This is a genomic window from Arthrobacter sp. Hiyo1, from assembly GCF_001263615.2.
Taxonomy (GTDB): Bacteria; Actinomycetota; Actinomycetes; order Actinomycetales; family Micrococcaceae; genus Arthrobacter.
Genome location: NZ_DF952472.1, coordinates 150,784 through 164,947, shown reverse-complemented (window position 1 = coordinate 164,947; position 14,164 = coordinate 150,784). Strand labels below are relative to the sequence as shown.

The window sequence follows — 14,164 nt, the reverse complement described above, 5'->3', positions numbered from 1 at the left end:
CGGGCCTGTCCGTGCGCCTGGGCTGACGTTTCAGCGGCTTCACGGAAGGCGCGAATCTGCGACTGCTGGATTCGGGCAAAGTCCGGTTCCTGATCCGCTTCCGGAAAGATGACGCTGCTGGAGAGCAGATTGAAGCCGTTTGCCCCGGCCCAGACGGCCGATTTCCTGCTGGCCGCCCCATACCAAAGGCGATCCCGGAGCCCGGCAGAGTGCGGCTCGACGCGGTTGGAGAATTCCTCGACTACACCCTGCCTGCCGGAAAAGTCCCGCACCTTTTCCCCCGCGATCAGCCGGGCAAATCGGTTCAGGCGCCCGTAGCTGAAATCCTCTAACTCGGAGGAATCCGGGTACAGCTCGTGCTTCAGTGTGTCGTAGTGCATCGGTTCGCCCACGCTCAGCCCCGGATTGATGCGTCCCCCAGCGAGCAGATCCACGGTGGCCAGGTCTTCGGCAAGGCGCAAGGGGTTTTCCCAGCCCAGCGGGGTTACAGCGGTTCCAAGCTCGATCCGTGAGGTGCGCTGGCTGGCGGCGGCCATCATCGCGATGGGGGAGGAGATTCCGAACTGCAGATGACGGTGCCGCAGCCACGCGCTGTCGAATCCGAGGCCTTCGCCAAGTTCGATGATCTGCAAAGTGGATTCGTGGCCCGAGGCGGGATCCGCTGGATCGAACAGGCCGATAGTGAGGAATCCAAGTTTGCGTAAGGGACGTGAGGTGTCGGGCATGGCTTCCTTCAGGAGCGGATACGGCTGATCTCAGAATATGCGCCGGAACCTGCGGGTTCTTCTGACAATGGCAGGAGGTTACCCTCCGTGTCGGCTGAGGTGAGCGGTGCTACGTCGCAGGCATCGAACGCCTGCCGGAGATGGAGCTCCCTCCACAGGGGTGCCCGATAAGCGTCTCCGGACGAAACCGGCCGGTCATGATTCGTGAATGCAGGATGCAACAACTCGTGGAACTTGCGGATGGGCGACGGTTGTCCGGGATCGGAACTCGCCAGCCTGTATTCGCAGGCATGTTGTGTGCTTGTCAACGAGCACATAATCCGGGAGGCGGGAAGATCATGCTGGCCGAGATGGTCTCAGTACAGCCCCTCTTTACGGCTTGCGTCACGGGTGTCTTCTTGGCAGAAAGGGTTTCCGCTCGCTAAGCGGGCGCGGGCGACTGCTCCTCTCGATGTCTGCGATGGTTATCCAAACGCGGGCCGGGTTGAGGCACTTTCTGGAGGGCTGGTCTGGGAAATTATTCGTCGTGTTTGAGGGCTGCGGCTGCGTCGAGGGCGTCGTCGACGACGATGAGGTAGTTGTCCCGGCCTGCGGCGAGGGGGATGGAGTGGTCGCCGTATTTCTTATAGGCGAGGTCGACGGCGTCGTCGGCGTTGGTGATGTTGAGCCGGCGAAGGAGCCGGGCGATGTCGAGGGTGTCTTTGTCGCGTTCGGCGGCGATTTTCATGGCCAGGAGTGTTTCGGTGTCCGCGGCCTGGATGGTGAGTCCGTCGAGTTGTTCCAGGTTTACCCAGGTGGCGTTGTCCGGGACGAATGCTGCTGCGTTGGAGTTCAGCCAATCAGGCGCAAGATCGTAGTCTTCGGCCATCTCGGTGACCACGGCGTTGACCGTGGCGGGGTCGGCGTAGCTGGCGTCGATGTCGGCGGTGGGGCGGTTGCCGATTCCCTGCAGGATGAGCGCGGCACCTCCGACGAGTTTGATGTCGCCGTGGATGCCGCGGGCCTGCAGGCGCCGGCCGAGTTCGTGGAGGAGTGCGCGGATTTGATCAGCGGTGAGCTCTCCGCCGCTCATGCGGTGGCCAGGCTGCGTTCGCGGATGAAGACGTTCAGGGCGGCGAGTTCGGCGGGTGTTTCGGACATGGTGAGTTGTTTCATGGGTTCCCGGACGTGTCGGTAGGACTCGGCCGGCATCCACGCCTCGTTGAGGGGCTTGATGCGTCTGGTCCAGGACGGTGCGGGTTGCCCGAGCCGGTGTGCGGTGTAGTTGGTGATGCCGGCCAGGGCCGCCGCCCAGTGCGGATCCTTGAGCCGGGGGCTGCGTTGGAGCAGCGGCTTTCCGGCTTTGAGGGAGGCTGTGGCGTAGTCGGCGAGCATCTTGATGGCGAACTCGAAGTCGCGCGAGCCGATCAGCTGGGCGAAGGTTTCGGCGTAGTCCCGCCGTGCCGGGTCGTAGTCGCTGCCGCGGGGCATAGGGTCGGAGGCGGTCAGCGAGAGCCCGAGGGTGTGGAGGACGGCCATTGTTTTGCCGAGTTCGGCGCGTTCGTGGCCGGCTTCGAGGTCAACAAGGAACTTCCGTGAAACACCACTCGCCTTTGCGAGCGACTGTTGTGAAAGCCCTCGTTCCTGGCGCCGGGCGCGGATGATCGAACCGGCCGCCGCGGGTGTGTCGATGCTGGTCATGTTCGTCAAACGTCCTCCTTCATCATTCCATTATGTCACCGAATGGTGTCAGCAATGGCCGATTGAACTTGTCCGTCAACGAACTGTGTTGTTTGATGCGTTGGTACTATCGGGCATGGATATGAACCGGCCTCTTCCAGAAGACAGCGTCCGTGGGGCGGGTCAGTCGGCGGACCAGGCGCACGCCCCCACACCGGACGGTGTCCGTCAAGGGCCCGAGTTGGACCCTCGTCACGGCCGCGGTCCCGATGTCAGTGCTCGGTTGAACTTCGTGCTGCGACACGATGCGGGGTTGTTGAAGCGCCTTGAGGGCGCCTGAGACCAGGAAAGCCGCGCGGGCTCCCGCAGATCCCGCGGTGTGTATAGCCCCACACTCTTGGGCCGGGAGGCGTGCAATCGGTCGCAACACGAAACCCTGAAAGTCAGGCGCCGCCTCCCGGGCCAAATCACTTTCCAAGGACAGGTTGCGGGTCCACATGTCACTCGAGGAAGACTCATTGCTGGCGATCGAGATGGAGTTCTTTTCCTCCTCTCGGTGAGGACCGGGAACAGCAGTTCGGCGCCGCGGCGGTAGTGACTGCACGGCAGCGGCAAGGCGTTCAAACCCACGCGCGCCAGGGGACTCTCTATTTCAGGCGCGTCCCCTGGCCCGCAAGCTGCGTCGCCGTCGTCCACCCGTTGCGTTGATTGGGTGGGTTTGAAACCATCCGCCGGTTGGGTAGCCATGGTCAGGCGAGGGTGGTGAGCCTGAGCGAAGCGACCTTTGCGGTTCCTCCGGTGGTGTACAGCGACACGCCGGTGCCGGAGGGGTCTGGGAAGATCAGCTCGGTGAGGGTGACTTCTCCGTCTTGGGCGAAGATCTCCACAGAGCAGTGATCAACGAAAATGCGCAGCCTATACGCTCCATCCATGGCACGCAGGGGCGCGGTGTCGATCGATGAAAAGGCGCCGTGGAACGCGGTGTTGCCCGAGACCGTTCGATCCACGAGCAGTCTGCCGTCACCCGGACGGATGCCGATCCTTGTACCTTCGTTGCCGTTGCCGCGGATCACGAGGCCAAATTCATCTGCGGAACCGGGCACAAAGGTTATCTCGATGAGTTGCACGGCGCCCCCGCCTGCCACGGAACGGATGCCATCGACGTCGAGCTCTGTGTAGGCAACTGTGCGGGTAAGCGCTGTGGGGTCAATCACTGCCTGCTGGGTAAGGTGCGGTGTCCCTTCAGAGCTGACCAGCGAGACCTCGCGTACAAGCGACATGGGCTTCGCCACGGGGAGGTTGGAATGTCGTTGCCGTACTGCCAGTTGTTCATCCAGGCCATCATGAGCCGGCGACCGTCCGGAACGTTGCTGAAGGAAACGGCAGCGTAGTAGTCCCGGCCCCAGTCGAGCCAGTGATACTCGGTCAGGCGCGCCGGATCCTGGTCGCCTTCAGTGACCGTGGTTTCGGAGCTGAACGTCACGCCGTCGAAGTCTCCCACGAAGTACTGTCCCGCAGATCCTCCGTTCGGCCCGCCGGGATTGAGGTTAACGGTCAGCACCCATCTGATCAGGTCCTCGTTCCCGTCAAGTGGTAGAGGAAATAGGTCAGGACATTCCCAGACTCCGCCAGTAGCGTTGGCCGGCCCGAAACTGCTGAGGTAGTCCCAGCTCTTCAGGTCATCGGAACGGTACATCACGACCGTGAAATCCAGTGCCTCGACAGCGACCATTACCCAATAGGCGCCGGCCGGGCCGTTGTAGCGGAACACCTTCGGGTCGCGGAAGTTCGCGGAATTGCGGTTCAGGACCGGGTTTCCGTGGTACTTGGACCAGGTGTAGCCACCGTCCGTGCTCCACGCGAGTGACTGGGCCTGGATCCCGGCGTGCTGTGAGTTCTCCTTGTAGGCACTTGTGTAGATGGCGACCAGGGGTGCAACAGTTCCGTCGCCGAGTCCGCTGGTGTTGTGCTGGTCGTAAACGACGCTGCCGGAGAAGATGTCCTCGTAATCGTCGCAGGCAATAGCGACGGGTTGCTCTCTCCACGTGATGAGGTTGGTGGAGGTGGCGTGCCCCCAGGACATGTTTCCCCAGACATTCCCAAAGGGGTTGTTCTGGTAGTAGAGGTGGTAATTGCCCTCGTAGTAGATGAGGCCGTTGGGGTCATTGAGCCAGGTGTCCTTGCTGGCGTAATGCATCGCCGGCCGGAAAGCCTCACGTGTGGGCGCGGTTAACGCGGTCATGAATCAAAGTCTCATTTCATTTCGTCTTCCTGAGGAAGGGTGGGTGCGGCCATCCAGCCGGCGAACGGCGCGGGGCGCTGTTCGGCGGCTGGACGGATGCTGGTGTTAGCAGTTGCTCTTGTATAGGTCGTACGTCCGCTTCGCGGCGGGATGCACCGGCCATGAGCTGGATGTCTTAGGTGGTAGAGCGATGGGGAAATGACTCCAAAGGCGGGAGAGGTCGGATCCTGAGTTAGGGGAAGAGGTTCCGAGCTCCTCCAAAGATCTCAGCCATGGTCCAGGCATCGAAGGAGAGCAGACTCACGGTACCCTCGGCGGTCAGGCTCACGTGCTCGCCGGCCAGGGTCGGGTAAACGCGGGCGGTGAGCGGCTTGCCGTTGGCGAAAATTTCGACGGCGGATCGGTCCACCAGGACGCGCAGGTGCACCCGGCCGTCGGGCATCGGAAGCGGTCCGGACTTGTCGTCGACATCAACGGTTGGATCGAGGCTGCTCTGAGTCCGGTCGAGGCGGAGTGTGCCTTGGCCGTCGCCTTCAGTGGTCCGGCACAGCTCGATCACTGTTTCCTCCTTGGATTTACCGGAGACGCCACAGTCAGCCGATCCCAGCAAGCCCAGTCGCAGCACAGCACCAGGCTCGAGCTGCACATCCAGTTCGAGGTCCAATTGGCTGCCGGACACACCGGTAGCCACAGGTGCCCCGGTACCCGCCAGTTCCTGTCCAGGCAGGCCCACATGGTCCCGGCGCAGCTTCTCGATTTCAGGCACGGGCGCGAACCCCAGGGTTCCGTCGTCGGCCACGGTTGTGACGCGCGGCAAACTCATGACGCCCGACCACCCGGCCTCGATCATCGCGGCGTCGCTGCGGCCCTCCTGAAGCCAACCAAACATGATGCGTCGGCCGGACTCATCCTGGAATGACTGCGGCGCATAGAAGAACCGTCCACCGTAGTCGAGCCGATGCAGCCCGGTGGGCTCGAAGGAGTTTTCCGAATAGCGGCCGGTCCAGTACAGCGGGTGGCGCGTGTCGCCGTTGTCCCATGCGGAAAAGACCAGCACGTCGGGCGCGTCGCCAGAAGTCGGAACCGTACCCAACGATCCCTCGCGTGCCCGGAACAGGTCCACGCATTCCCACATGGTCCCGGTCCAATCGGAATCGGCAGGATCGCCCTGTGAGGCGTCGCCGATGAACAGGGGCCCGACGTATTCCCAGGCGCGCAGATCCTCCGACTCGTACAGGAACGCCGTGCCGCCGCGCCCACGGATGCCCGATCCCACCAGTTGCCGCCAGATGTAACCCTCGCGCCATACGCAGTGATCGCGATACGCCGTGATGGCCACTCCGGCCGGCGGGGCTGCGATGACCGGGTTCTGAGGAATCTTGCTCCAGCTCAGGAGGTCTGCGGATCCGACGGCAACGCAGGGCAACTCCTGCTCGCCCAGCCGTCCCGAGTACACCAAGGTGGGTGTTCCTCCGTCGTTCACCAACACCCCCGACCAGCAGCCGTCGGCGTCCGGACCTGCGGAAGGTTCCAGCGCCACAGGCTGGTCCGTCCAGTGGACGAGGTCGGTGCTGGTGGCGTGGCCCCACTGGATGCGGTGGTGGAAGGCGCCTTCGGGGTTGTACTGGTAGAAGAGATGATAGGTGCCGTTCCACTGGCTCACGCCGTTGGGGTCGTTCAGCCAACCGGCCGGGGACACGAAATGGAAGCGCGGCCGAAGGGGGTCCGCATCGGCGCGTGCAATCAGTTCGTCCTGGGGGACGGTGCCGAGCGGGTGCGTCGATTCAGTCATGCGGAGGCCTTGCTGTCCGTAGGTTCAGTTGCCAGGGCGTGGCCGCCGGCTCCAGCCTGCGGGCGGTAGAGGTGGCAGCGCACCCAGTGGCGGTTTTCGGGGTTGCCCACACCGTGGCGAACGGGTTCCTCGGCCGAGCAGGCCTGGTTTGGGTCGCCGTCGAAAGCGCAGCTGGTCGAAGCCATCACAGCCTGTCGCAGCTCGGCCCGGCGGACGGGATCGTAGGAGCCCGCCCGGGCCGGATCCGGGACGGCTGAGACCAGCAGTTGCGTATACGGGTGGGCCGGGTTGGCCAGGAGGTCCAAGGACTCGCCCTCTTCAACGAGCTCACCGGCGAACATGACCGCCGTCCGGTCCGCGAGGTATCGGGCCGAAGCGAGGTCGTGTGTGATGTAGAGCATGGAGATTCCCTGCTCATCGCGGAGTTTGCGCATCAGGTTCAGCACGCCGATCCGGACCGAAACATCCAGCATGGAGGTGGGCTCGTCAGCGAGGATGACCTGTGGTTCCCCGGCAAGCCCGGGCGATCGCGACTCGCTGGCGCTGGCCGCCGGAGAGCTCGTGCGGGTAGGAGTTCAACATGTCGGCCTGCAGGCCCACGGTGGTCATAAGCTCCTCGAGTCGCTGCTGTGTCTCTGTCTCGGAGCTGCCGCCCTTCCGGTGGATCACTAGCGACCTCCGCAGGAAATGCTCCACTCTGTGGGCAGGATTCAGCGAGCCGAAGGGATCCTGAAAGACCATCTGAAGTTGGGAGCGGAACGCTCTCGATGCCTGGAAGCGGTCACGCTTGAGGACGTCGACGCCGTCAAGCAGGATCTCGCCGGAGCTCGGACGTTCCAGCCGGGCAACGCAGCGGGCCAGGGTGCTCTTACCCGACCCAGACTCTCCCACGAGGGCCACGATTTCTCCGCGGCCAATGGTCAGGTCTACGCCGTGCAGGGCCCGGACGGACTCCCGGGAGAACAAACCACCTATTGCAAAAGACTTTCCTAGTCCGCGGACCTCGAGGGCCGTAGCTTCTGTGTCGGCGGAGGGGCGCTGGGATGACAGCACAGCGTGGCTCATCGTGCGGCTCCTTCCAGGACGGCTGCTTCAGCGTCGGCACCAAACGGAGCCACGAAATGGCCGGGTGCTGCTTCGGTGAGGTCGGGGATGTTCCGGAACTTCACGCCGTCGGGCAGTCCGGTCAGCGGAACCCGCGGACCGGTCAGCGGCGGGAACGCACCCATCAACGCCTGCGTGTAGGGGTGGCGAGGGTTGGCGTAGACGTCTTGGGCTTTCGCGGTCTCCACGATCCGGCCTCCGTACATCACGGCCATGCGGTGCGACAGCTCCACCATGAGGGACATGTCGTGGGTGATGAAGAGGACGGAGAATCCCAGTTCGCGTTGGAGTTCCTTGATTTGGGCCATGATTTCCTGCTGCACCACCACGTCCAGGGCGGTGGTGGGTTCGTCGAGGATCAGGAGGGACGGCTTGAGCGCCACGGCCATCGCGATCACCGCACGCTGGCGCATGCCGCCCGAAAGCTGGTGCGGGTAGGACTTGAGTCGAGCGGAGTCGATCCTGACAAGTTCCAGCAGCTGGCCCGCGCGTCGGAGGGATTCCTTGCGGGAGTAGCCGGCGTGTGTGGTGAAGATGTCCACGATCTGCTCGCCGATGGTGAGCACCGGATTCAGCGAGTTCATGGCCGATTGGAAGACCATCGCCACGTCCTGCCAGCGGAAACGCCGCAGTTCCTCCGGGCTCATGGCCAGGACGTCCTTGCCGCCGAAGGAGATGCTGCCGGCGGCGATTTTTGCGGGGTCCTTGAGCAGCCGCATGATCGAGTTGGCGATGGTCGACTTGCCGCAGCCGGACTCGCCTGCCAGCCCGAAGACCTCTCCGGTGCCGATGCTGAAGGAAACACGGTCGACGGCGGTGGTGGAGCGGGTGTCGCCGATGTACTTGACGGTGAGGTTCTTGACGTCGAGAACGGGCTCGTGGGAGCCGAAGGAAACTTGGGAGACTGTCACTTGGCGGCGCTCCTTTCGGTATTCTTTGGGGTTTTGATCTTCCGCAGCCGCGGATTAGTGACCTCGTCCACGGCGTAGTTGATGAGCGCAAGTGCGAACGCGACCAGCGCGATGCAGACACCCGAGGGAACAAAGACCCACCAGCTGCCGGTCAGTAGGGCTCCCTCGTTGCCGGCCCAGAAGAGGTTGTTGCCCCAGGAAACGGTGCTCACGTCACCCAGGCCAAGGAACTCCAGGCCTGCCTGGGCGCCGATGCCGTAAATCACGCAGCCGAGGAGGGTTCCCATGACGATCGATGCCATGTTCGGCAGGATCTCGCGGAACATGATGCGGCCCGCCCGTTCGCCGGACACCACGGCCGCGGCCACAAAGTCCTTTGAGCGGATGGATAACGCCTGGGAGCGCAATACGCGTGCCGACCCAGCCCAGCCGGTGACCACGAGCACGAGGATTACCGTGCCCAAACCCGGCGGCAGGAAAGCTGCCAGGATGACAAGGAGCGGGAGCCCGGGCAGGAGCAGGAAGACGTTGGTCACCAGGGACAGTGCTTCGTCAATGAACTTGCCGAAGTACGCCGACGCCAGGCCCACCAAAATGCCGATGAAGGTGGATGCGAAGCCCACAGTCAACCCGACGAACAGGGAACTGCGGGAGCCATGGACAGTCAGGGCAAGCACGTCCTGGCCTTTGGCCGTGGTGCCGAGCCAGTGCTCGGGAGACGGTTCCAGCGAGGCCATCGCGGTGATCCGCGATGGGTCTCCGGGGAACAGCACGGGGGCCAGCAACGCAAGCGCGATGAACACGAGCATCACGATCATGCCCACCAGGGCCTTCTTGTTGGTGATAAGTCCGTGGACGAAACTGCGGTTGGGCTTGCGGGCAGCCGTGGGCTCAGTGGGCTGCTTGAGAATTGCGGTTGTCATGATGGATCCCTCAGTTGCTGCGCACACGCGGGTCGAGGCGGACGTAGAGGATGTCCACGAGGAAGTTCGCCAGCAGCACGGCGGCGGTGATGGTCAGGAACAGGCCCTGCATGAGCGGGTAGTCGAGGCCTTGGACGGCGTTGAGGAGTTGGTAGCCGACGCCGGGATACGCGAACACCACCTCGGTGAGCATTGCACCACCCACCACGAAGCCCAGGCTCATGCCGAAGCTCGTGACCGACGGGAGCATGGCGTTCCTTGCCGCGTAGCGGAGCATGATGCGGCCCGGCCGGAGACCCTTGGCCTCGGCCATGGTGATGTAGTCCTCGGCGTTCGTGGCGATCATGGTGTTCCGCATGCCGAGCATCCAGCCGCCGATAGACACCAGGACGATCGTCAGCGCCGGGAGCACAAGGTGAGCACCGACGTCGCCGATGAACTCCCAGGTAAACGCGGGCTCCAGACCATCCGTGAAAGCGTGGCGGATCGGGAACCAGCCCAGGACTACACCGAACAGGTACAGGGCTCCCATGGCCAGCCAGAAGTACGGGAAGGATCCGATGAAGATCAGGAGCGGCGGCAGGGCGGAGTCGATCGCGCCGCCGCGTCGCCAGGCGGCCAGCATGCCGAGGAGATTGCCGATGATGGCGGCGAACACAAGTGCGGTTCCGCCCAGCAAAAGGGTCCAGCCGATCTGGCTGGCGATGACCTCGGTGACCGGGGTGGGGAAACGCGAGATGGAGACACCCATCTGGCCGGTCAGGATGTTGTGCATGTAGTCGACGTACTGTTCCCAGAGCGGCCGCGTATCCACGCCGAGCATCTTGCGCAGGGCTTCGATCTGTTCGGGCTGCATCTTGCCCTGGGTACGGGCGAACATGCGTGAGACGGGGTCTCCCGGCATGAAACGCTGGAGCAGGAAGTTCAGGGTGATGGAGGCCCAGAAGGCGATCAGGTAAAAACCCAGGCGGCGCAGGATGAAGCGCACGGTTGCTCCGTTCGGGAAAGGCGGGGTCCGGGACGACAATGGTCCCGGGCGGGAAAGATGAAAAGGTTCTCGGCCGGTGGGAACCGGAATATGGCAACTGCAGCCACCGGCCGAGAAGTGGCGCCGGCTACTTGCGCGGTTCCAGGGTGGTCAGGACCAGGACCGTGGTGGGGGAGCGGTCAGAGAGCGTTGCGTAGGGGTTGTCCTGAGTGGGCCATCCCGTGAAGTGAACGTCCGTGTAGTCGCCCCATTCGGGGCCGGAGAACAGCGGAACCGTCGGGGCCACCGCGTTGTATTCCGCCTGAAGCTGGTTCGCGATCTGCTTCTGTGCGGCTTCGTCTCCAGCAGAAGCAAACTGCTGCAGGAGATCATCGGCCTTTGGATCGCCGAAACGGTGGTAGTTCTCGGTGGCCTTGGCGCCCACCGGCTTGACGGTGGATGTGCCCATGGTGGAGCTGAAGTACTTGAACGGGCTGGGGTCGTTCGCGCTCCAGACGATGCCGGTGTCGAACGTTCCCTGCTCGTAGCCGGAGACGACGGAGGCCCAGTCAGGGGAGTCCACCTTGGCGGTCACGCCGATGGCCTGGAGGTTCTGGGAGATCACGTTGGCCACGGAGAGCCAGTCGGAGGAGCTGGCGCCCACGGAGATCTTGAACTCGAAAGGCTTGCCGTCCTTGAGGGTGCGCTTGCCGTCCGCGCCCTTGGGGTAGCCGGCGCCGTCGAGCATCTTGTTCGCTTCGTCGACATTCAGCTTGGTCCAAGTGCAGTTGTTCGCCACATCGGCGTTCTTCCAGCTCGCGTAGTTGCCGGAGAGGCCTGTGCAGTCGGCCGGAGTGGCGTACCCGCTCATGCCGATCTTGGTGACCTGGTCACGGTCAACCGCCATGCTCAGGGCCTTGCGCACCGTCGCGTCATTGAACGGCGCCTTGCTGGTGTTCAACTGCCAGTTGATCATGGCGCCCGTCGGCGGGAACCAGAAGTGGCGGTGGTCCTTGTCTTTTGAGATGAAGGTCTTCTCGATGTTCGGGATGAACTGGGTGGACCAGTCCACATCGCCGTTGACGCTGGCCAGGTTGGCGGCATCGTTTCCGGACATCGCCAGCATCTTGATGCCGGCGATCTTCTGCTTGTCAGGCTGCCAGTAGTTCGGGTTCTTCTTCAGCTCGAAGGACTGGGACTGGAAGCTGTCCACCTGGGTGTAGGGGCCGGTTCCCACGGGGTTGGCGTTGGTGTCCTTCGCCGGATCGGCGATGGATGACCAGATGTGCTTGGGGAGGATGGGGAGCTGCCCGATCTCATAGAGCGCGGGGGACCAGGGCTTGTTGAAGGTGAATGTCACCTTGTCGGTGCCCGCCGGAGTGACGGAATCCAGGTACTCGAAGCCGCCCTTGAGCTTCTTCTGCAGCTGGAAGGTGTAGGCCACGTCATCGGCGACGAAAGGCTGCCCGTCGGACCACTTCACGCCGTCACGCAGGGTGAAGGTGACGGACTTGCCGTCCTTGGCAGCGTCCCAGAAGGCGCCCAGCCAGGGGACGGTGTTGCCTTTGGCCGGGTTGAAGACCAGTAGGGGTTCGTAGATGGCCTGCTGGACCATGGGGTTCACAGTGGGGGCGAAGGGGTTGAAGTTACGGTCGAAGGTGCTCATGTCCTCACGCGGGATGGTCAGGAAGGCGTTCGCGTTGGCTCCGGCGTCGGTGCCGGCGGACTTGTTGACAGTGGCAGCGCAGCCGGTCAGCAGCATTGCACCCACAGCCAGTCCGGCCGCTGCAATGCGGGCAGACCTCAAGAGTCGGGGTTGTGTCATGATGGGTATCTCTTTCCTATCTTCATCAGCAAGGTGAAGGGGTGGGTAAGGGTTTGCTCTTCGAAACTTGATTTCGCGGTCAGACCGAAGAGCGTTCTAGCAGCGGACAGTCGACCAATTGCTGGTCGGCAGTGATCGGCTGTCCTGCTGTGAGAGCTGCGAGCGTCTGGACTCCCAGTGCGCCCATTTTTTCGAAGGGCAACGCAACCGTGGTCAGTTTTGGCCTGAGGTAGGCCGCGATCAGTTCCTGGTTGTCGAAGCCGATCACGGCGATGTCCCCGGGGATGGTCAGTCCCCGTTCCTTGATGGCGTCATAAGCGCCCATCGCCATGCGGTCATTGAGGCAGAACAGTGCGGTCGGCCTGTCCTGCTGGGGGTAACGATCCAGGATTTGGCACGCCGCCTCGTAGCCTCCATCCGCCGTCGCATGCCCGGACACCACCAGCTCCGGATCCAGTTCGAGCCCGGCGCCGGCGAGTGCTTCGCGGGCACCCTCCAAACGCCCGACGGCCGCGGGAATGTGCGGGTCCAGGTTGATGACTCCGATCCTGCTGTGGCCGGCCCGGAGCAAACGATCGACGGCAACCCTGCCGCCCCCGCGCTCGTCCGGGACGATCGAGGGCAGCTTCCCGTCCGCGTCGAAACAATTGATCAGGACAGTGGGAACCTCGTGGGCGCTTTCCGGAACATGTACCCCGCGGTGGTATGTTGCCGCGTACAAAAGTCCTTCCACTCGTTGTTCCAGCAGCTTTTCCGTTGCTGCATCTTCCAGGCCTTGGTTGGGTCCTACGGCATCGGCCTGGTCGGAAGGCGCGATGAGCAGGAACCGGTGGTCAAGCCAGGCTTGATCCTGGGCGCCCTTGATGATGTCCACCGCAAACGGGGCCGTCACGATCTCGGTGACGAGTCCGTACCAATCACTGCGTTGGGAAGCCAGTGCGCGCGCTCCGGCATTCGGGCGGTAACCCAATGCCTGGACGGCGTCGTTGATGCGGATGCGCGTTTCCTCAGAAATGCTGGCGTTTTCGCGGTTGTTCAGCACGAACGAGACCGCCGTCCGGGAGACACCGGCGTGCTGGGCGACATCACTCATGGTGACACCCCGCTGCCGCACAGCCGCGGCTTTCTGGGGGGTGGTGGTTTTCGCCATTGAATGCTCCGTGTCTTCGTTGATCCTGCGCGCAGTACCAAGGGTTCGGTCTGAGGTCGTATCGCAATCGTTGGCAAGTAACGCGAGTTACCTTCAGCGGTGTGATTGAGGTTACACGCGTTACCTCGTAGCTGTCAACGGCTTCCACCGGCATGCGGGCAGTTGGTTCACGATCGCTTGAGCCAGGCCGGGCGTCGGAGGATTTGACTGTTGACTTGTCCGGTGGACAAGCCGTAGGTTCCCTTTTTGACAACGTTGTCTTCGTTCGGTGGATCTGACGCAAGCAGGTGCACTTCAAACGCCCGCAGGACGCCCGGGTCCACGGCATCGAAACCGTCTACCAGAACCTGGCTGTCTCCCCGGCACTTGATGTCGCCTCGAACCTGTTCCTCGGCCGTGAAGAGCGCCTCCCCGGCCTACTGGGAAGCGTGTTCCGGATGCTCGATACCAAAGGCATGCGCAGGAAAGCCAAGGAAGAACTGACACGCCTGGGCATCTCCACCCTGCAAGACGTCACAGTGCCGGTCGAGAACCTCTCCGGCGGCCAGCGCCAGGCCGTCGCCGTTGCCCGCGCGGCTGCCTTCGGCTCCAAGGTCGTCGTCCTTGACGAACCGACCGCCGCCCTGGGAGTCCGCGAATCAAACCAGGTCCTCCAGCTCGTCCGCGACCTGCGCGACCGCGGCCTTCCGGTCATCCTGATCAGCCACAACATGCCACACGTGTTCGATGTGGCAGACCGGATCCACATCCAGCGCCTGGGCAAGTGCGCGGCCACCATCACCCCGCAGTCCCACAGCATCGACCGACGCCGTCGCGATCATGACCGGCGCAGCCAAGGCCTGACAGGGCCGATCGGCGCTTTCCCG

General features: G+C 63.3%; 9 protein-coding genes and 3 pseudogenes. 1 reads left to right on the top strand and 11 read right to left on the bottom strand.

The features are described 5' to 3' along the window. The 11 genes and pseudogenes from AHiyo1_RS14425 to AHiyo1_RS14370 all read right to left on the bottom strand — a co-directional run. Nucleotides 1-725: LLM class flavin-dependent oxidoreductase (locus tag AHiyo1_RS14425; RefSeq protein ID WP_059389034.1), on the bottom strand; the 725-nt coding region annotated here is incomplete at its 3' end. Nucleotides 726-1,242: 517 nt separating this feature from the next. Continuing rightward, nucleotides 1,243-1,797: a DUF6036 family nucleotidyltransferase gene (locus AHiyo1_RS14420; RefSeq protein WP_059389033.1), complete on the bottom strand. Its 555-nt coding sequence runs from the start codon at nt 1,795-1,797 to the stop codon at nt 1,243-1,245. Then, on the bottom strand, nt 1,794-2,405 hold the full coding sequence (locus AHiyo1_RS14415) for a helix-turn-helix transcriptional regulator (RefSeq protein WP_084784517.1): 612 nt from the start codon (nt 2,403-2,405) through the stop codon (nt 1,794-1,796). Before AHiyo1_RS14415 ends, AHiyo1_RS14420 begins: the two co-directional genes overlap by 4 nt. Nucleotides 2,406-3,133: 728 nt before the next feature. After that, nucleotides 3,134-4,626, bottom strand: a pseudogene (locus tag AHiyo1_RS14405) (glycoside hydrolase family 32 protein). Between the two features lie 232 nt (nt 4,627-4,858). Then, nucleotides 4,859-6,418 carry a glycoside hydrolase family 32 protein gene (locus AHiyo1_RS14400; protein ID WP_059389031.1) on the bottom strand — a complete coding sequence of 520 codons (1,560 nt, stop codon included), beginning with the start codon at nt 6,416-6,418 and terminating at the stop codon, nt 4,859-4,861. Then, a pseudogene (locus AHiyo1_RS14395) lies at nt 6,415-7,483 on the bottom strand (ABC transporter ATP-binding protein). The gene AHiyo1_RS14400 and the pseudogene AHiyo1_RS14395 overlap by 4 nt, the downstream one beginning before the upstream one ends. After that, nucleotides 7,480-8,433 carry an ABC transporter ATP-binding protein gene (locus tag AHiyo1_RS14390; RefSeq protein ID WP_059389030.1) on the bottom strand — a complete coding sequence of 318 codons (954 nt, stop codon included), beginning with the start codon at nt 8,431-8,433 and terminating at the stop codon, nt 7,480-7,482. The pseudogene AHiyo1_RS14395 and the gene AHiyo1_RS14390 overlap by 4 nt, the downstream one beginning before the upstream one ends. Next, the gene (locus AHiyo1_RS14385) at nt 8,430-9,356 is read right to left on the bottom strand and encodes an ABC transporter permease (RefSeq protein ID WP_059389029.1); all 927 of its coding nucleotides are present in this window, start codon (nt 9,354-9,356) and stop codon (nt 8,430-8,432) included. The genes AHiyo1_RS14390 and AHiyo1_RS14385 overlap by 4 nt, the downstream gene beginning before the upstream one ends. A 10-nt stretch (nt 9,357-9,366) precedes the next feature. Beyond that, complete coding sequence (locus AHiyo1_RS14380) at nt 9,367-10,344, bottom strand: ABC transporter permease (RefSeq protein WP_059389028.1); 978 nt, start codon at nt 10,342-10,344, stop codon at nt 9,367-9,369. 127 nt (nt 10,345-10,471) lie between these two features. Then, entirely contained in the window at nt 10,472-12,148 is a 1,677-nt protein-coding gene (locus tag AHiyo1_RS14375; RefSeq protein ID WP_059389027.1) for an ABC transporter substrate-binding protein, read from the bottom strand. Nucleotides 12,149-12,227: 79 nt separating this feature from the next. Then, a complete protein-coding gene (locus AHiyo1_RS14370; protein WP_059389026.1) occupies nt 12,228-13,298 on the bottom strand; it encodes a LacI family DNA-binding transcriptional regulator in 1,071 nt (356 codons plus the stop codon). A 287-nt stretch (nt 13,299-13,585) separates the two neighbouring features. Here AHiyo1_RS14370 and AHiyo1_RS14365 point away from each other — a divergent pair. Next, nucleotides 13,586-14,141: pseudogene (locus tag AHiyo1_RS14365) on the top strand (ATP-binding cassette domain-containing protein); the annotation flags it as partial. Nucleotides 14,142-14,164 lie beyond the last annotated feature (23 nt).